18 protein-coding genes are annotated in these 16,944 nt (G+C 58.5%); 6 read left to right on the forward strand and 12 right to left on the reverse strand.

The features are described from left to right. The first annotated feature begins 154 nt into the window (after positions 1 to 154). On the forward strand, positions 155 to 1,060 hold the full coding sequence (locus tag QYE77_RS07060) for a hypothetical protein (RefSeq protein WP_315624671.1): 906 nt from the start codon (positions 155 to 157) through the stop codon (positions 1,058 to 1,060). 21 nt (positions 1,061 to 1,081) lie between these two features. Here QYE77_RS07060 and QYE77_RS07065 read toward each other — a convergent pair whose 3' ends face one another. The 5 genes from QYE77_RS07065 to QYE77_RS07085 form a co-directional block, all read right to left on the reverse strand. Further along, on the reverse strand, positions 1,082 to 1,816 hold the full coding sequence (locus QYE77_RS07065; protein ID WP_315624672.1) for a sulfite exporter TauE/SafE family protein: 735 nt from the start codon (positions 1,814 to 1,816) through the stop codon (positions 1,082 to 1,084). A 50-nt stretch (positions 1,817 to 1,866) separates the two neighbouring features. Continuing rightward, a complete protein-coding gene (locus QYE77_RS07070; protein ID WP_315624673.1) occupies positions 1,867 to 2,718 on the reverse strand; it encodes a metal ABC transporter permease in 852 nt (283 codons plus the stop codon). After that, positions 2,711 to 3,559, reverse strand: a complete 849-nt coding sequence (aztA, locus tag QYE77_RS07075; RefSeq protein ID WP_315624674.1) for a zinc ABC transporter ATP-binding protein AztA — start codon at positions 3,557 to 3,559, stop codon at positions 2,711 to 2,713. Before aztA ends, QYE77_RS07070 begins: the two co-directional genes overlap by 8 nt. Positions 3,560 to 3,582: 23 nt before the next feature. Then, on the reverse strand, positions 3,583 to 4,536 hold the full coding sequence (locus QYE77_RS07080) for a metal ABC transporter substrate-binding protein (RefSeq protein WP_315624675.1): 954 nt from the start codon (positions 4,534 to 4,536) through the stop codon (positions 3,583 to 3,585). Positions 4,537 to 4,598: 62 nt separating this feature from the next. After that, positions 4,599 to 5,036 carry a Fur family transcriptional regulator gene (locus QYE77_RS07085; RefSeq protein ID WP_315624676.1) on the reverse strand — a complete coding sequence of 146 codons (438 nt, stop codon included), beginning with the start codon at positions 5,034 to 5,036 and terminating at the stop codon, positions 4,599 to 4,601. Positions 5,037 to 5,155: 119 nt separating this feature from the next. Between QYE77_RS07085 and QYE77_RS07090 the strand changes: the two genes are divergently transcribed. From QYE77_RS07090 to QYE77_RS07105, 4 genes are all read left to right on the forward strand, one after another. Further along, on the forward strand, positions 5,156 to 5,980 hold the full coding sequence (locus tag QYE77_RS07090; protein ID WP_315624677.1) for an alpha/beta fold hydrolase: 825 nt from the start codon (positions 5,156 to 5,158) through the stop codon (positions 5,978 to 5,980). 397 nt (positions 5,981 to 6,377) lie between these two features. Further along, the gene (locus QYE77_RS07095; protein WP_315624678.1) at positions 6,378 to 6,785 is read left to right on the forward strand and encodes a helix-turn-helix transcriptional regulator; all 408 of its coding nucleotides are present in this window, start codon (positions 6,378 to 6,380) and stop codon (positions 6,783 to 6,785) included. 89 nt (positions 6,786 to 6,874) lie between these two features. Continuing rightward, positions 6,875 to 7,540: a P-loop NTPase family protein gene (locus tag QYE77_RS07100; RefSeq protein ID WP_315624679.1), complete on the forward strand. Its 666-nt coding sequence runs from the start codon at positions 6,875 to 6,877 to the stop codon at positions 7,538 to 7,540. A gap of 26 nt (positions 7,541 to 7,566) precedes the next feature. Then, a complete protein-coding gene (locus QYE77_RS07105; protein ID WP_315624680.1) occupies positions 7,567 to 7,863 on the forward strand; it encodes a hypothetical protein in 297 nt (98 codons plus the stop codon). A gap of 420 nt (positions 7,864 to 8,283) precedes the next feature. Here the strand turns inward: QYE77_RS07105 and QYE77_RS07110 are convergent, their stop codons facing one another. The 4 genes from QYE77_RS07110 to QYE77_RS07125 all read right to left on the reverse strand — a co-directional run bounded on the left by QYE77_RS07110 (position 8,284) and on the right by QYE77_RS07125 (position 13,365). Continuing rightward, complete coding sequence (locus tag QYE77_RS07110) at positions 8,284 to 8,811, reverse strand: DUF2179 domain-containing protein (protein WP_315624681.1); 528 nt, start codon at positions 8,809 to 8,811, stop codon at positions 8,284 to 8,286. A 3-nt stretch (positions 8,812 to 8,814) separates the two neighbouring features. Then, positions 8,815 to 11,016: an alpha-glucan family phosphorylase gene (gene glgP, locus QYE77_RS07115; RefSeq protein ID WP_315624682.1), complete on the reverse strand. Its 2,202-nt coding sequence runs from the start codon at positions 11,014 to 11,016 to the stop codon at positions 8,815 to 8,817. 169 nt (positions 11,017 to 11,185) lie between these two features. Continuing rightward, on the reverse strand, positions 11,186 to 12,427 hold the full coding sequence (gene pepT / locus QYE77_RS07120) for a peptidase T (protein ID WP_399389921.1): 1,242 nt from the start codon (positions 12,425 to 12,427) through the stop codon (positions 11,186 to 11,188). 140 nt (positions 12,428 to 12,567) lie between these two features. After that, the gene (locus QYE77_RS07125) at positions 12,568 to 13,365 is read right to left on the reverse strand and encodes a type II CAAX endopeptidase family protein (protein WP_315624684.1); all 798 of its coding nucleotides are present in this window, start codon (positions 13,363 to 13,365) and stop codon (positions 12,568 to 12,570) included. A gap of 274 nt (positions 13,366 to 13,639) precedes the next feature. Here QYE77_RS07125 and QYE77_RS07130 point away from each other — a divergent pair, with 274 nt between their 5' ends. Then, positions 13,640 to 14,464, forward strand: coding sequence for a M55 family metallopeptidase (locus QYE77_RS07130; RefSeq protein ID WP_315624685.1), 825 nt, complete (start codon positions 13,640 to 13,642; stop codon positions 14,462 to 14,464). Here QYE77_RS07130 and QYE77_RS07135 read toward each other — a convergent pair. From QYE77_RS07135 to QYE77_RS07145, 3 genes are read right to left on the reverse strand one after another with little or no spacing between them, the layout of a single operon-like run. Further along, on the reverse strand, positions 14,461 to 15,168 hold the full coding sequence (locus QYE77_RS07135; RefSeq protein ID WP_315624686.1) for an energy-coupling factor ABC transporter ATP-binding protein: 708 nt from the start codon (positions 15,166 to 15,168) through the stop codon (positions 14,461 to 14,463). The two genes, QYE77_RS07130 and QYE77_RS07135, sit on opposite strands and share 4 nt — an antisense overlap. A 13-nt stretch (positions 15,169 to 15,181) precedes the next feature. Continuing rightward, positions 15,182 to 15,961 (reverse strand): energy-coupling factor transporter transmembrane component T, encoded by a 780-nt coding sequence (locus tag QYE77_RS07140; RefSeq protein WP_315624687.1) that lies wholly within the window; start codon positions 15,959 to 15,961, stop codon positions 15,182 to 15,184. A gap of 3 nt (positions 15,962 to 15,964) precedes the next feature. Then, entirely contained in the window at positions 15,965 to 16,915 is a 951-nt protein-coding gene (locus QYE77_RS07145) for an energy-coupling factor ABC transporter permease (protein WP_315624688.1), read from the reverse strand. Positions 16,916 to 16,944 lie beyond the last annotated feature (29 nt).

The raw sequence follows: 16,944 nt of genomic DNA on the forward strand, positions 1-16,944 counted from the left end.
TCCGATCCGTTTCCGCGTGAATCGGGGCAAATTTTATCGCACGTCGTTCTTACTTAATCCGATAAACGCCTTGCGTTACCCTCAGGTTACCAGGATAATATTACAGGATTAATCATCGCAACCAGTCGCTTCATCCCTGAGGTCTTATTTCGCCATGAATCTCATTGATTACCCCCCATTCGGTCCCTGCCTCCGCCTGGCAAACGGCCAGGTCGAAGTGCTGATCACCACTGCCCTAGGCCCTCGCATCATCCGCTATGGCTTCATTGAGGGCGAAAACGAGTTTGCCGAATTGCTTGACCCCACTCAACCGCTTGATTCCACCCAGTGGCACATCTACGGGGGGCACCGTCTGTGGCATGCCCCAGAGATGCGTCCCCGCACCTACGTGCCGGATAACCAACCCGTGACTTATGAGTCTTTGCCCAGCGGTGTGCGCCTCACCCAGGCGGTAGAACCTTTGACGGGTATTCAGAAGAGCCTCGAGGTCATTTTGGCGCCGGAAGGCAGTCATGTGCGGGTGATTCACCGCCTGTGTAACCAGGGTGTGTGGGAAATCGAACTAGCGGCTTGGGCGCTAAGCGTGATGGCGCCGGGGGGATGTGCTGTTTTGCCCCTACCCCCCAAAGCGCCTCATGAGACTCATCTTCTACCCGTGAGCGCTCTGGTGCTGTGGGCTTATACCGACCTGAGTGATCCTCGGTGGAGCCTGGGACGATCCTACATCCTTGCCCGGCAAGATCCATTGCGCGCCACCGCCCAAAAGATTGGCTTGCACACACCGTTCGGATGGGCCGCTTACGCCCGCCGCGGACACTTGTTCCTGAAGCGATTTGAATATCATCCTGAGGCCACCTATCCCGACTGGGGTAGTACGGTTGAGGTCTTCATCAATGATCGTTTCTTGGAACTCGAAACGCTTAGCCCCCTGACCCGACTGCCGCCCGGCGCCAGTCTGGAGCACATCGAGGATTGGTACCTGTTTGATGAGGTGCCTACCCCCCACAATGATCAGCAAGTTGAACGCCATATCCTGCCCCGTCTGTTGGAAACGGGATAGCAAAGCCGGATCCGCCGCACTTTAAACCACCAGCACCCGCAAGGCAGCGACCACCAACACCACTCCTAACGCGCGTCGAATCCAGGGGGCAGTGAGATAACGACTGCCCAACTCAGCCCCGATCCAACCGCCGGCCAGCACAGCCACCATCCAAAAAGGAATCGCGGCGGGTAGAGGAGGATGGCTCTGGAGTAAGCCGAACAAACCCGAGGCCGAATTGACCACGATAAAGGCCGCAGCAATTCCGGAGACCTGGCGCGTCTCAGCCCAACCCAAAAAGATTAAGATCGGACTGAGAAAAATGCCGCCCCCAATGCCGATCAGCCCGGAAACGAAGCCTAACACGGCCCCAATCCCCAACGCCCAGCCCAACGCAAATGGGTGCAAACCTTCTCTTTCACCACCGGGCTTGATCAGCAAACGTAACGCGGCAAAAAGCAAGGCCACCCCTAATAAAAGTTCAAAATAACGAACCGGAAGGTGAATGCGTCCCCCGAGGTAGGCCATGGGCACGGATGTAAGCGCAAACGGCCAGAAGACGGACCAAGAAAAGCGTCCGGCTCGAATGTATTTGAATGTCCCTACCCCGGCTACCAATATGTTCAAGATCAACGCCGTGGGCCGCATCTCCGCAGGTGTTACGCCTAATAGAGCCATCACCGCCAGGTAAGCCGAAGCGCCGCCGTGCCCTACCGAGGCATACAGCAAAGCCGCCAGGAAAAACAAAAAAGTGATGAGGAGAGTTGAGGGATCCATATAGGCGAATCCCCGATCACTTCTGTGAGGATTGGGAAAACGGGTTACTGCTAAACCGTCGAAACTCGAAAAAACCGCTCGCGCAAACTGCGCCCCAATGAGACAAGAATAAATCCTACCGTACAGGTCAGCACAATCGCTGCACCAGACGCAACGTTAAGATAATACGAAAGGTACAATCCCACTACTCCCGAAAAAGCCGCAATCACAGCCGCCCACATCATAATCAATGGCAAGCGCCGCGTCAGCAACGAGGCCGTCGCCGCAGGTGTCACCAGCATCGCCACCATCAGCGCTACCCCTACGGTTTGCAACGAGACAACAATGGCAACGGCGATCAAAATCACCAACAACAAATCTAAAAAATGGGCCGGCAGGCGTAATGTGGCGGCCAGAATCGGGTCAAATGAAAGCAAAGCGAACTCTTTATAAAAAGCATATAGCAAGAGTAACACCACCCCTCCAAAGATAGCACTGCGAATAAGATCACTTTCGCGCACCGCCAGGACATCCCCAAAGAGAAAGTGAGCCAGGTCCACCGAGTAACTGCGCACTGAGGAAATCAATGCTACCCCCAGGGCGAACATCCCGGCAAAGATAATCCCAATGGCGGTATCTTCTTTCAGCCGTAACTTACGACTGATCGTACCAATCGAAACCGCGCTCACGACCGCCGTGCCCAGCGCCCACCAGAACAATGTCTCGCGCGATCCGCCTCCCACTAAGTAACCCACGGCCAGACCAGGTAGGATCGTATGTGCCAGTGCATCCCCAAAGAAAGCCATCCCACGCAGGACCACAAACGTGCCCACTACCGCACAGACCACCCCTACCAATACGGCGGCCAGCATCCCCCGCACCATAAAGGCATACTGAAACGGCTGCAGCAAGATCTCAAGCATGTCCCCCTCCATCGCAACAGGTATCGCCCAACACCAGGTTGCCCGTCGGCTCGCTCACAATGTGCAGATGTCCGCCGTAGGCAGCCAGCAGGGTTTGGGTGTTCAAGACGTCTTGCGGCGTTCCTAAAGCGATCAGCGTGCGATTGAGAAGTAAGAGGCGGGTGAATTGCTGGGCTGCCAGGTTCAGATCGTGGAGTGAGACCATGATGGTAATCCCTTCACCCTGTAACCGTTCCAGCAGGGCTAATAACTCGTTTTGCGAGGGCAAATCCAGCCCGGTGAAGGGTTCATCCAGAAGCATCAGTTCGGCTTCCTGAGCGAGGGCACGCGCCAGGAACATGCGCTGCTGCTGACCACCGGAGAGTTGTGCGATTTGACGGCTTGCCAGGTCACTCAGCCCCACCCGCTCCAGCGCCTGACGCACTATGCGATGATCGTCTCGCCCCGGACGCCTTAGCAATCCGATTCGCCCCACCCGTCCCATCATCACCACATCATACACCGTCACCGGGAAGCGCCAATCCACCACCGAACGTTGGGGCACGTAAGCCACACAGATATGTTCGCCCGGTGCGCCACCGTAAATCTCAATACGCCCACTGGTTGGTTGCAGAATGCCGGCAATTACCTTAAAAAGGGTGCTTTTCCCGGCACCATTAGGCCCCACAACGGCTACCCGCTCACCCTTATAGATTTCAAAACTAACCCGTTCTAGGGCGGGACCGCTTTCATACATGACCGTCAGGTCAATCGCATGGACAATGGGCTGTCTGGTATCATGAGCAGACTGATAGCCATTCAACGACCAGCGCACCTGCCGAATCTCTCGCATCAGGGCCATGGATGATTCTCCCAGAACGGATCTTATTTGAGATTATTCACCAACGCAAGCACATTATAGCGCATAAAATCCAGGTAGGTTGCCGCGGGCCCATCCGCCGGGCTGAGCGACCCCGTATACACGGTAACGATTTTAGCCCCAACATCCTCGGCCAAACGCTGGGCAACGGCGGGATTGACCGTGGAGCCAACGAAAATCGTTTTGACTCCTAACGCCCGAATTTGGGCTTCCAGGCCAGCCAACTCCTGGGCTGAAGGGGCAGAGAGCGTGCTAAATCCAGGCACAACCGCTCCAACTTGCTCAAACCCATATCGTTGGGCGAAGTATCCAAATACTAAATGATCGGTGACAATCTTCCGTTTCTCCACGGGCACCTGAGCCACTTGCTCGCGAATCCAGGCATCCAAGTCTTTTAGGGCCTGGCGATAGGCACGGGCGTTCTCCGCATAACCGGCGGCATGGGCTGGATCACGCGCACTCAGCGCTTTTTCAATATTGTCCACCCAAACCATGACGTTGTTAGGGTCCATCCATACATGGGGATCAAATTCCCCGTGTGAGTGCCCCGCGCTTTCTTCTGCGTGGTCATGGACCTCCGCGGCCAGGGAAAGGGGTTCGATTCCTTCCGACACATATACCACCCGCTCCGCCGCCCCCGCGCTCTCAATCAGCGGCTCCAGAAAAGCCTCCAAATCCAAACCATTGGCAAAGATAAGGTCAGCCTGAGCCAGTTTGGCGGCGTCCTGCGGCGTTGGCTCAAAACTGTGCGGGTCGGCGCCCACCGGCAGCAAGACGTGTAGATCAACCCACTCACCACCGACTTGCTTGACCACGTCACCTACCAGCGTGGTGGTCGCCAAAACGCGCACTTTCTGACCATCTTGCAACGTCGGTGAGGGTTGGGCAGAGCCAGCGCAGGAAGTCAGAAGCAACATGGTTGCCATCAGGACCAGCCCGACCAACGTACGTTTTACCATCGCACACCTCCTGTCTATGTAATGAATATCATTTTCAACAATAAATAAACTAAAACTTGCCTCTACGGTCGGCATGACGGACAAAGGCCATAGAGTTGCAGCCAGTGATCTTGAATGGCGTAGCCGGTTTCGGCTTCGGTGCGTTGGATCAAGGGCGAGAGATCATCACCGGCAAAGTACACTACTCGCCCACAGCGGGTGCAGACCAGAAGATGCTGATGACCCTGTGTCGCGCGCAAGTAGCGGTGGCAACCGTCATCCTGGTGCACGCGTTGGATCAATCCCAGCGCTTCTAATTTCTCCAACGTGCGGTATACGGTCACCAGGCCCAGGTTAGGATAACGCGTGCGCACCAGGTCATAAATTTCAATCGGCCCCAGGGCGCGCGGACTGCTCACCAGGGTCTCCACAATATGACGCAGTGGCTCGGTTAGCCGGTAACCGTTGGCCTGTAATCGTTCCAGCCAATCATTCACCAACTCAGTGGTTTTCTCGGTCATGTCTCATAGTGTAATTGAAAATCATTTTCATGTCAAGGCAATCCCAAACCCTAACCGCCCGATCGCCGACGGTTCCCGTTTGCGTGTGCTAAAATAGATCTAATCCAGAGTGGAGGGCTATGATGCCTCGTCTGTTTTATGGTCACGTGATGGTTGGCCAAATGCGCCTCACCTACTATCGCACAGGGGGAGAGAAGCCGCCGGTCATCCTTTTACATGGCTTTTCCGACAATGCCCTGTGCTGGAATCGCGTTCCCCTTGCCCTGGAAGAGGAATTTGACGTCATCCTCCCGGATGCTCGCGGGCATGGTTCATCCGGGATTGGGCCCGACGGCGTCGGTCTCGAGATTCAGGCGCGTGACGTTGAAACTCTGATTGAAGCCCTGCAAATAAACCCACCGGTGGTTATCGGGCACTCCATGGGTGCGGATGTGGCTGCCCGCCTGGCCGCCAACCGCCCCGACCTGGTGCGCGGGGTGGTACTGGAAGACCCACCCTGGGGCGACAATCTCCCATTAGATCATCTCGATCCGCAGTCATCGGTTTACCAGCAAATTTACGCCGACCTCTTGGCTTACAAGCAGCGTTCCATTGACGAATTAATGGCGCTGTGTAAAGAGCGTCACCCCAACTGGGATGAGAGTGAACTCTTTCAATGGGCAAAAGCCAAGCAGGAGTTACGCCCTGAAGCCTTGAGCGGATGGGTAGAGCCCCGTCGTCCCTGGCGCGAAATCGTCACAGAGTTGCGGTGCCCCGGTTTGCTGCTCACCGCCGATCCGGCACGGGGTGGTTTAGTCACCCCTGCGGTCGCCGAAGAGATCCAGGCCCTATGGCCACAGGTGCAGGTGGTGCACTTCCCTGAAGCGGGCCACAGCATCCACCGCGAGGCTTACCGGACGTATATCCAGACCGTACTGCGCTTTTTGCGTAGATTTGGGGGGTGAGTGAGCAAAAACCTTTTTTGAAACCAGAAACGCTTGGCTCTAAATTTTTTACCCGGCGTCATAGTTGCCCCCTATCCGTGTCCCCGACGGGGCTCGAAGCCCGACCCTTTTATTTGAAAGACATCCTGTAGGGAGAACCGATCCACAAACAGGAATTCGTCTCCCAAAATCGCATCACTGGCAACCCCGAACGGATAAAGCCAGGCCCGTGAAGACTAAGCGCTTTTCGGGTGCGTTCATCTTTCTCCAACCGGAATAATCCCCCTCCACCGCAAAGGATAAATTCGGTCGCAGCTTGACGTGTTTCATTACTATGGCTAGTCCACTGTGCCAGATCAGGCCTGAACCCAGGAAAGCGATTATTGACACAGAACATTTGTTCTATTAAAATTATGGTATGACCCTTTGGCAACATTTGGTCACCTGGCTGCAGCGCCGTCCGGCCACCCCCACACGGCGGGAGTTTGCCCTCGACTCCCACCTCTTTGCTACTCTCCAGACGCTCGCCCGCCAGACCGGCCAGCCTGAGGACGCCCTCGCCAACGACCTCCTCGCCACCGGCTTGCACGCCCTTTCCCAACGCGACCACCTCTGGCAATGCTGGCAGTCCCTCACCCCCCGCGAGCAGCAAGCCACCGCCCTCGCCTGCCTTGGCTTCACCAATCGCCAAATCGCCGCCCGCATGGGCATCTCCCCTGAAACCGTCAAATCGCACCTCCGCGCCGCCACCACCAAATTCGGTGTTCACACCAAGGCCGAATTGCGCTTGCTGCTCGAGAATTGGGATTTCTCGGCCTGGTTGTGAGCCCCCCTTGAGGTTAACCCACAAGTCCCCCCATCTTCTTCCCCCTTTGGGAATGGCCGTTCCGGCGCTCGCGCGCTATGATAGGGGCGATGAACCTCACTTCCTACCTCTCGGCTCAAGGCCTGGTCGTCCTTTGTGGCCCGCGGGCGGTCACCCCTGCCGCCCATCACCTGCTGGTGGCGTTGATCCTGCGCGGCGCAGTCCATCTGCTCGATGCCGGTAACCGTCTCCAGCCCTACACCCTCACCCGCCTTCTTCGCCAGCACACCCCTCACATAGAAGCCTTACTCACCCGCCTGCACCTGCAACGCGCCTTCACCGCCCAGCAAGTCCTGGCCGTGTTGGAATCCCTACCAGCCACTGCCATCCCCGTGGTTGTGCTCGACTTCCTCGCTCCCTTCTATGATGAGACCCTTCCCCTGCCCCAGGCCAAGGCATTGCTCCAGCGCAGTCTGGTTCATCTTGAAAGGTTGCAACAGGCGGCGCCACTGATTGTAACACTGACCCCACCATCCCAGCCCGCCCGCCAGTCGCTCTTTGCATGGCTTTCTCAAAGTCGCGAATGTATGGAGACAAGCAAGGCGAAAGCCTGGTCGAGGTGTCCCTCAAACCAGCGACGAGCCCAGGCTGCGTTGTCAACACCGGCTCGCTTGATCAACGCCAGGACAACCTTATGGATGGTCGCCAGAATTCGGCCTGCAGCGCCTTTCGTCATCCGAGTGGCGTCTTCCCGAAAGGTCACATCCCACCGATAATGTAAGCCGGTTTCAATCAGCCAGTGTTGTCGTCTGATTTGCCTTACCCGCTTGGGCGAGGCCTTGTCTGGCCACAGGCTGGTGATACCGTACTCCACCGCCCGGCTGGTTTTGATCGCTTTCCCCCGGCGTATCCAGGTGAAATGGCGCTCCATGCGTTAGACCTGTCTTACTCCGAGCCAATCCACACGGTCATTGAGCCTGGCGCTGGTTCGGATGTGACGTTTCTCCATACGTCCATGTCCCTTGTTGACGGCTTCCGCCTGCCGAAAGTTGGTGGCGACCTGTTCAAAGTCCGCTTTCGGCCTGTTTGGGGCAAATAAGCGCTCTATATCCTGCTACAGACGCCCCTGGTTTTCCTCGACCACCCACAGATCATCTTCCCCGCTAGCCACAATCTGCGTTGGGGTTATTTGCACATCCAAATTTACCGATGAGGACCGCTTTTAGTTATTTGTTAAAAACTTTGAGAATGCCGTGGTTCGTTCACCTAACATGTTACCGAAATAAGATGGTTAATTTAAAGAAAACCTTACCGGAGTTAGCCCGGATCGAGGCGGATTTGGCCGCCTGATGCTGCACCTGAGGGAGAAAGGGAAGGTGCACCTCAGAAACTCGCCTAACCCTTCGGTAACCTTTTCTTTAGACTTGACAGGCAAGAGGCGCCATTCTGCCCCGTCACTCGCCGGGGTAATTGAATCTCTTTCTATACACCCTATTTATCGCCCTGGGTTCCATTGCTTTCACGCCCCCCAAAAGCCGCGCCGCAGGGGGCGAATCTCTTCCACCGTCACAAAGGCTTCAGGGTCGGCTTCCAGCACCAGGGTCTCCACTTCGTCCAACTTTTTGCGCATGACCCCCACGTGCAAAATGGTCACTGTGCCGCTCAGGCCACGCCCGGCTACCTCGGTCACACCGTAACCATGCGCACGTAGTAACTCGGCAATCGCCGAGCCGCGCAGAGGGCTGATGATGGTCAGTTGGAGGTGCCCAATGGCCAGGCGTTCTTCAATCGTCATCCCCACCACGTTGCCGGTGGCAAACCCGGCGGCATACCCCACGATATTAAGGGGATTGTCGAGGTTGGCCAGGACGGAACTGATCGCAATCACGAAGATCAACGATTGCATGAAGCCCAGCGCCCAGGCCAACCCCTTGCGACCGCGCACCACGAACAGCACGCGGATGGTATCCAGTGACATATCACATACGCGCAAGGCGAAAATGCCCAACGCCACCAACAAACTGTGCCAGGTCAGAGTCAGATGCATGGCTTAATTCGCTTGGTCCAAGGTTACTGCGGTATCAGCAGGAATCTCCTCTTCCGCCGCTTCCAGGCAGGGCAGGTACATCTCGGTGAGGTACTCTTTAAGCATACGGCGGGTGCTGAATTGCGGCGCCAACGTACGGATGGATTCCTTGATGCGCGCAATCCAACCCGAGGGGATGTTGTCCGTGGAGCGATTCTGATAATAGAGCGGGATAATCTCTTTTTCCAGGGTGTCGTAGAGGCTGAGCGCATCCAATTCATCCTGGTGGGTCGGATCTACCGGATCGGCATCCTCGCCAATCGCCCAGCCATTGGCGCCATTGTAAGCCTCACGCCACCAGCCATCCAACACCGAGAAGTTAAGCACGCCGTTGAGGGCGGCCTTCATGCCCGAGGTACCCGATGCCTCGTTTGGGCGCCGCGGGTTGTTCAGCCACACGTCCACGCCTTGCACCAACAGGCGCGCCAGGTTCATGTCATAGTCTTCCAGGAATACCAGCCGCCCAGCCGCCCGCGGGTCTTTGACCGCGCGATAGACTTGCTGGATAAGCAGTTTGCCCGGTTCGTCCGCCGGATGCGCTTTGCCGGCAAAAACGATCTGCACCGGCATATCCGGGTTGGTGATGATGCGCAGCAGGCGTTCGTAATCACGCAGGATGAGGGTAGCGCGCTTGTAGGTGGCAAACCGCCGTGCAAAGCCGATGGTCAGCGAATATGGTTCCAGGAAAACGCCGCTGGCCAAGACCTGCGAAGGGTGTACGTTGCCGCGCATCCACAACTGGCGTGCCCGCTCGTTGACGTAAAGCGCCAGTTTGCGCTTGAGGTGCTGGCGCACGGCCCATAATTCGTGGTCGGGGATGCTGGCGATGCGATCCCACAGTTCCGGCTCATCCAGATGTTCCAGCCAGTCCGGGCCGAGGTAGCGCTCGTAGAGCAGGCGTAGGCGCCGCGCCAGCCAAGAGGGGGTGTGCACGCCGTTGGTGACGTGCGTGATCGGCACCTCGTCGGCGCGGCGATCCGGCCAGAGGAAGTTCCACATCCGCCGCGAGACCTCGCCGTGTAGTTCGGAGACGGCGTTGGCATGATCAGAAAGGCGCAGGGCTAAGACCGGCATGCAGAACGATTCGCCCCACGGCGTGGTCTGGTGCCCCAACGCGATCAACTGCTCGCGGGTCAGGCCCAGTTGTGGCCACAGGGTCGAAAGGTATTTATCCACCAGCCAGAGCGGGAATTGATCCACCCCGGCGGGTACCGGCGTATGCGTTGTGAACACGTTCCCTTTGCGCACCTGCGCCGCGGCTTGCTCAAAGGTCAGGCCACTTTGCACCAGTTCGCGCGCCCGTTCCAACACTAGGAAAGCTGAGTGCCCTTCATTCATGTGCCACACCTTTGGCTGAAGCCCCAGGCGGCGTAGGGCGCGCACCCCGCCGATCCCAAGCAGAATCTCCTGTGAGATGCGCACCTCGGGGTCACTGCTGTAAAGCCGTGCCGTCAGTTGACGGTCGTTTTCCTGGTTTTGCTCCAGGTTGGTATCCAGCAGGTAGAGCGCCACCCGCCCCACCTGCACCTGCCACAGGCGGGCATGGACCAGGCGCCCGGGCAGTTCCACGCTGATCAGCACCGGCTGTCCCTGGGCATCGGTTAGGGGGATGATCGGCACTTCATCGTAATCCAGATAGTAGGTGCTGGTTTCCTGCCAGCCGTCTTCGGTAATGCGCTGGACAAAATAGCCCTGGTTATAGATAAACCCTACCCCCACCACCGGCATGCCCAGGTCGCTGGCCTCTTTGAGATGGTCGCCAGCCAAAATTCCCAGGCCGCCGGCGTACACCGGCAGACATTCGTGCAGACCGAACTCGAATGAGAAGTAGGCAATCGTCTCGCCGGCAAACTGAGGGTAATGACGTGCAAACCAGGTTTGGGTATCCTGCAAGTATGCATCGAACTTTTGAAAGGTGCGATCATAAAGTTCAAGGTAGTGGCGGTCATTGGTGACCGCGTTCAACTGGCTGCGCTCCACCCTCTTCAGGAAAGTTACCGGGTTGTGGTTGACCTGATCCCACAAGCGCTGGCTGATCAGGCGGTAGAGCATCTGAGCTTCGGGATTCCAGGTCCACCACAGGTTATAAGCCAGTTGCCCTAGGCGGTTGATGCGCCGGGGCAGGCTGAAGTGGTTCGGGATAACACGTTTGATCGTCTCGTCCATCGAAATCACCATTGAAGTGATTAACCTTTCTCTATAAATTTAAACACAAACCACGGCTATGACTTTCGCGCGCGAAAGCCAGAACCGGGTGAAAAAACTAAGCGCCGGGCAAACGTCCGGTTTGTATGATCACCGCTATTTATTATACCATCCTCTTTGCGGGAAAGGCTCACGGCTGGTATTCTGCGACCCGTCGCACCAGTTCGACCAGCACCGCCACGGCCTTTTCCATCGCCGGGATGGGAATATACTCATAGCGTCCGTGGAAGTTGTGCCCGCCGGTGAATAGATTGGGAGTTGGCAAGCCCATATACGAGAGGCGCGCGCCGTCGGTGCCACCGCGCACCGGCACAATCTTGGGCGTCACTCCACAGGCGAGCATCGCCGCTTTAGCCAGGTCCACGATGTGCATCACCGGCTCGATCTTCTCGCGCAGGTTGTAGTATTGGTCCTGCACCTGGACTTGGACGAGCGGCTGCCCATAGCGGGCATTGATGAACTCCGCTGCGCGCTGCAGCCAGGCCTTACGTGCCTCAAAGCGGGCCCGGTCGTGGTCACGGATGATGTAGTGCAGATGGGCTTCTTCCACACTGCCCAGGAAACTCGTGAGGTGGAAGAACCCTTCATAACCCGCGGTAAATTCTGGGCGCTCGACGGCGGGCAACAGGGCGTGAAATTGCATCGCGACCTCGTTGGCGTTGATCATCTTGTTCTTGGCGCTGCCGGGGTGAACACTGCGCCCATGGACCGTGATTTCGGCGCGGGCGGCGTTGAAGGTCTCGAACGATAATTCCCCCAATTCACCTCCATCCACAGTATAGGCAAAATCGGCCCCGAAGCGCGCCACGTCGAAATGATCGGCGCCGCGCCCGATTTCTTCATCCGGAGTGAAGGCCACGCGGATGCGCCCGTGGGGAATCTCGGGGTGTGCGATCAGATAGGCCAGCGCGGTCATGATCTCGGCAATGCCGGCCTTATCGTCGGCGCCGAGCAAGGTGCGCCCGTCGGTGGTGATCAGGGTTTGGCCAATATACTGGGTCAGGTCAGGAAATTCACGCGGCGAGAGCACCACGCCGTTTTCGGCATCCAACACCAGATCACCGCCCTGGTAGAGATGCACTTGAGGATTGACGTTGGTGCCGGTCAGGTCGGGGCTGGTATCCATGTGAGCAATCCATCCCACGGTGGGCACGGCGAGGGTGACGTTGGCTGGCAGGGTAGCCATGACGTAACCATAATCGTCCAGGGTCACATCTTGCAATCCCAGCGCTTCCAGTTCCTGCACCAGCAGACGCGCCAGGTCAAGTTGCTTGGCCGTGCTGGGAGAAGTGGAGGAACGGGGATCCGATTGGGTATCTATCCGCGCATAGCGAATAAAGCGCTGGGCGACGTCGGGCAGGTCAGGTATCATCATGACGAAAGAGCCTCCGGAGTCCTGAAACTGGGTTGTCGTGGGAAACAATCCCTGTGCCGATTGGCGAGGACTGCACCCCGATTATACTGCTGAAAACAAGCGCTTCGCGAACTGCGTTTTACCCTGTGCGATGCGCGTTAACCGGCTTTAATCCGTGGCTGGGGCGAGAGATGGGTAGGCCCAAAGCGAACGAGCAGGATTAGAGCCACCAGGCCATAGACCAATACCAGGCTCAGCCATGAGATGCCCTGCACTGCAGCGCCGAAGGTGTTGAGACCCACATGAAAAAGGGTGACCACGAAGAGATTGCCGGCAGTGGCGTTATACAACCAGGTATAGAGCACGGTCAAAGCAAGCAGGCTGAGAAACCAAAGCCCAAACGGGTAAGTGGCCATGGGATTGCCGACCCAAAAGAAAAGCGGCACGTGCCACAACCCCCACAGGCCTCCAAGGATCAGCGAGGCGGTCAAGGCGGTAAAGCGCTGTTGCCAGTGAGGCAAGGCGAAACCGCGCCAGCCGACTTCCTCCCAGGGATTGGCCAGGATGGAGGTGATCAATGCGGTCACAACCAGAGAAACACCCTCTTGGGTTGACTCGGTGGCGGCACCTGGTAACCCAAGCAAAACGGTTACCCCCTTGGCCAACAGCAACAATCCCAGCGGTGTTGCAATGGCTACCCCATACCACAACCACCCCACGCGCCAGCGCAGTAACGGCCGAAACAAACGCTGTACCCCCGTTCCCCCTTGGGTCGCCCAGGCAACCAGCAGGGCGGCCAGGGCGGGCGCGATGCCGGGGAGGATGAGCAATCCTTGCAGATAAGGCTGGTTAAAGGGTACTATGCCCCTTGCACCCAGAACTTGGGGAAGCCAGCCCAGCCAGGCCAGACCAAACGCCAGCAGATAAAACGTGAGGAGGGGATGGCGCTTAATCATACCACTTCACATTTACCCACAGAAGGGCGAGACTTTTCACTCGCACCTTGGCTAAGATCATGATACGTCAATGCCACAACCACGTCAAATGAAAATGCTTCTCACTCCAGGCATACAAGGCCGTGGTCTGCCCAACGCGGTACCCGGTCTTATGAAAGGTAAACAATCTCAAAATCCACACGTTTAGCATTCGGTAATTTCTCGTAAGCCACATCTTGCCGCTCTTTTCAGCCTGGGATAAGATTAGGGCAATCACCTATGGGAGGCTTAGACGATGCGACTACTCATTGCCGTGGATATGGAAGGGATTTCAGGAGTGGTGAATTGGAACCAGGTCAACCCCGAGCATGCCGAATACCAGCGCTTTCGCAAGATCATGACCGAGGATGTCAACGCCGCCATCCGCGGGGCCGCCGAAGCGGGTGCCACGGCCTTCATCGTCGCCGATGGGCATTGGGATAGCAGTAACTTGCTCATTGAAGCTCTCGATCCGCGCGCTCAACTTGCCGCCGGTACCCCAGCGCCGCTTTCGATGGTGCAGGGCGTCGAAAGCGGGGTGGATGCGGCGTTGTTCATTGGCTATCATGCCCGCGCCGGCACGCTAAATGCCATCCTCGATCATACCTGGTCGAGCACGCGGGTGGCAAATGTGTGGCTGAATGATCGTCTATGCGGTGAGTTTGGCTTCAATGCTGCAGTATGCGGATACTTCGGGGTGCCGGTATTGCTGGTCTCCGGGGATCAAGCCGTGTGTGCCGAAGCGCGCGAGTGGGTGCCCGAAGTGGAGACGGCCGCGGTCAAGCAGGCGGTCGGGCGGTGGGCCGCGGAATGTTTGCCCCTGGCCGAAGCCCAAGCCCGTATTCAGGCAGCAGCCCAACGCGCCGTGCGTCGCTTCCGCGAGGGGCAGGGGGCGCGTCCACTGCGCCTGGAGACGCCTATCCGTGTGCAGGTGGAATTTCAGGCCTCGCAGATGGCCGATGGCGCCATGCTCTTGCCGGGCGCCGAGCGGGTAGATGGGCGCACCATCGCCTTCCTTGCCCCGGATGCCTTGAGCGCTTATCGCAGTTTCCGCGCCGCGGTTGCCCTGGCCGTGCGCTAGGCCAGCCCATGCGCCAACAAGAAGGCTGGATCGCTCAGCACCTGTGCCGTTGGGCCATCGGCGATCACCATGCCTCCCTCCAGCACCACGGTGCGCGGGCAAACCTGGCGCACCAATTCCAAATCGTGCGTTGCCAGGATCAGCGTTTGTGGCAAGGATTGTAAAAGAAGGCTTAACTCGCGCCGCCCGCGCGGGTCAAGGCCGGCCGTGGGCTCATCCAGGGCGAGGATATCCGGCTGCATCACCAGCACGGTGGCCAGCGCTACCCGTTTCTGCTCCCCCAGGCTCAGGTGAAAAGGAGAACGCTCGGCGTGGTCCTGCATCCCAACCAGTTGCAAAGCCTCACGCACCCGCTGAGCGATCTCTTGTGGGGGCAAGCCGGCGTAGCACGGGGCGTAGGCCACATCCTCATAGACCGTGGGGCAAAAAAGTTGATCCTCAGGGGATTGAAACACCAACCCGACCCGACGGCGAATCTGCTGTAACGTTTTAGGCGTGAGCGGTGTGCCAAAGATGCGTATCTCCCCATCACCGCTCAACAGCCCGTTCAAATGTAAAAGTAAAGTGGACTTGCCGGCGCCGTTCGGCCCGACCAGCGCCACATGTTCGCCCGGCATGACCCGCAGGTTAATCCCGCGCAGTGCCACTTGCCCGGGTGGGTAAGCAAACGTGAGGTGGTGGATCTCCAGCGCAGGGGTCATCATCGGGCCATGGTCGTCAAGGCAACAGTTGTCCCAGTAAACCTCCCAGCATCGCCAGCGCCAGGCTTACTGCCCAGGCGCGGCGGTTCAATGGCGAAAATGGGAGGGTGCGAATTTCGCCGTCAAAGCCGCGCGCCAGCATGGCCTGGTAGGTCCGTTCGCTTTGCGCCAGCGCGCGCAGGAAAAGATTGCCCACCATGCCCCCGGTAATCCGCGCTCGCCAGGCTAGTGTTCCTCCGGCCCGCCGCCCGGGCCATTCAAAGGAACGGGCTGCCCGTGCTCGCTGCAAGGTATGGGCCGATGCCACCCACAACCCCAGGTAGTGCAGCATCAGCCCCATGCTGCTGATCAGGACTCGGGGCAAGCCGAAGGTGCGTAGCGCTGCCAGCAGTGCCGTCCAGGGGGTGGTGCCCACGATCAGGCCGGCGGTGGCGATTGAGAGCACCATGCGCAGGATCAGGTCGGTCACCCGTAGCAGCCCCGTTTGGGTAATGATCAGGCCTGTTCCCGCCCGACCCAGCGTCAGCATGGGTGGGCCAGACGTGAGCCATAGCCAGGGGAGCGTCGCCAGTGCGAAAGGTGAGAGCCACAATGCCGTTCGCCAGAGGGGTAACCCAGGTGCTCCCCAACGCCAGAGCACGAGCAGCAGCGTGGCATAAGCACCCAGCGCTCCCCAGTGACCACGCGGCGTCAGCGCGATGCCCAACAACAGCGCCACCCCCACCAGTAGCTTTAGCCGGGCATCCAGCCGTTGTAAGCGTGAAGGGAGAGGCTCTGTACCGATGTGCAGCCGCATCGCTCAGTGCCCAGCACGACGCGCCCGAATGGACAGGACCCCCCAGGCCACACCCAGCACCAGGGCCGCCCCGATCAGGCCAGCGATAATGGTGCTCAACGCCCCTTCACCCAGGGCCGGCAGAGTGTAATCCGGGAGCAGATGAAAAGCGGGTTCGGTGGCGCGGGTGATAAACCCCAGGTCTTCGGCTACCCGTTCCAGGCCATCCGGCGCGGTGGACGCCAGAGGAGCCGCAGCCACCAGGAGTAGGGTGGTCAACAGCCCTCCCACCAGAATGCCTCGCCGTTCCGCTGGAGGTAGTGGGGCGGGTTGGAGCAGGCTCGGGCGAGCGGCACGCAGGAATGCCAATGCCCCCACCGTGATTGCCCCCTCAACCAGACCGATCAGGGCATGAATGCCGCCCATGGCCGGGATCACCACCGCCGCCGGCGAGGCGCCGGAAAGCGCCAGTTCCAGCCCACAGGCCAGGGCGGCGAAAAAGATAGACGCCCAGGCTGCCACAAACGCGCTGACCGATTGCCCCCAGCGAAAGCGCCCCAGGGCGAGATTCACCAGGCGCTGCACCGCATAAGCCACCCACACCCCGATCACGGCCATATTGAGCAGGTTGACTCCCAGCGCCAGTAGCCCCCCATCCTGGAAGAAAAGCGCCTGCACCCCGACCACCGTGGTCATAACCAGCATCGCGGCCCAGGGACCGAGCACCAATGTTGCCAGTGCTGCGCCGAGCAAGTGTCCCGAGGTTCCACCGGCAATGGGAAAATTGAGCATCTGCGCCGCAAAGATGGCTGCTGCCATGACCCCAATCAGGGGTAAGCGATGGGCAGCGGCATCGCCATCCAGAGCCCGCAGTGCCCAGGCAATCACCAGGCCGGCCAGAAGCCAGCCGCCCACCAAGACCGGCGGAGCCAGAAAGCCATCCGGAATGTGCATAGCAAGGATAAGCGGAACCATGTATCACCTCCAGAAATGGGGAAATTCTG

It is taken from the genome of Thermanaerothrix solaris, from assembly GCF_032334255.1.
GTDB classification, from domain to species: Bacteria; Chloroflexota; Anaerolineae; order Anaerolineales; family Anaerolineaceae; genus Thermanaerothrix; species Thermanaerothrix solaris.

Coding starts and splice junctions, on each gene's coding strand:
- QYE77_RS07070 (WP_315624673.1), bottom strand. CDS start 2,718: ATGCTTGAGATCTTGCTGCAGCCGTTTCAGTATGCCTTTATGGTGCGG.
- QYE77_RS07060 (WP_315624671.1), top strand. CDS start 155: ATGAATCTCATTGATTACCCCCCATTCGGTCCCTGCCTCCGCCTGGCA.
- QYE77_RS07080 (WP_315624675.1), bottom strand. CDS start 4,536: ATGGTAAAACGTACGTTGGTCGGGCTGGTCCTGATGGCAACCATGTTG.
- QYE77_RS07085 (WP_315624676.1), bottom strand. CDS start 5,036: ATGACCGAGAAAACCACTGAGTTGGTGAATGATTGGCTGGAACGATTA.
- QYE77_RS07065 (WP_315624672.1), bottom strand. CDS start 1,816: ATGGATCCCTCAACTCTCCTCATCACTTTTTTGTTTTTCCTGGCGGCT.
- aztA (WP_315624674.1), bottom strand. CDS start 3,559: ATGGCCCTGATGCGAGAGATTCGGCAGGTGCGCTGGTCGTTGAATGGC.
- QYE77_RS07125 (WP_315624684.1), bottom strand. CDS start 13,365: ATGATTAAGCGCCATCCCCTCCTCACGTTTTATCTGCTGGCGTTTGGT.
- QYE77_RS07110 (WP_315624681.1), bottom strand. CDS start 8,811: ATGCATCTGACTCTGACCTGGCACAGTTTGTTGGTGGCGTTGGGCATT.
- QYE77_RS07145 (WP_315624688.1), bottom strand. CDS start 16,915: ATGGTTCCGCTTATCCTTGCTATGCACATTCCGGATGGCTTTCTGGCT.
- QYE77_RS07135 (WP_315624686.1), bottom strand. CDS start 15,168: ATGATGACCCCTGCGCTGGAGATCCACCACCTCACGTTTGCTTACCCA.
- QYE77_RS07140 (WP_315624687.1), bottom strand. CDS start 15,961: ATGCGGCTGCACATCGGTACAGAGCCTCTCCCTTCACGCTTACAACGG.
- glgP (WP_315624682.1), bottom strand. CDS start 11,016: ATGGACGAGACGATCAAACGTGTTATCCCGAACCACTTCAGCCTGCCC.
- QYE77_RS07090 (WP_315624677.1), top strand. CDS start 5,156: ATGATGCCTCGTCTGTTTTATGGTCACGTGATGGTTGGCCAAATGCGC.
- pepT (WP_399389921.1), bottom strand. CDS start 12,427: ATGATACCTGACCTGCCCGACGTCGCCCAGCGCTTTATTCGCTATGCG.
- QYE77_RS07095 (WP_315624678.1), top strand. CDS start 6,378: ATGACCCTTTGGCAACATTTGGTCACCTGGCTGCAGCGCCGTCCGGCC.
- QYE77_RS07100 (WP_315624679.1), top strand. CDS start 6,875: ATGAACCTCACTTCCTACCTCTCGGCTCAAGGCCTGGTCGTCCTTTGT.
- QYE77_RS07130 (WP_315624685.1), top strand. CDS start 13,640: ATGCGACTACTCATTGCCGTGGATATGGAAGGGATTTCAGGAGTGGTG.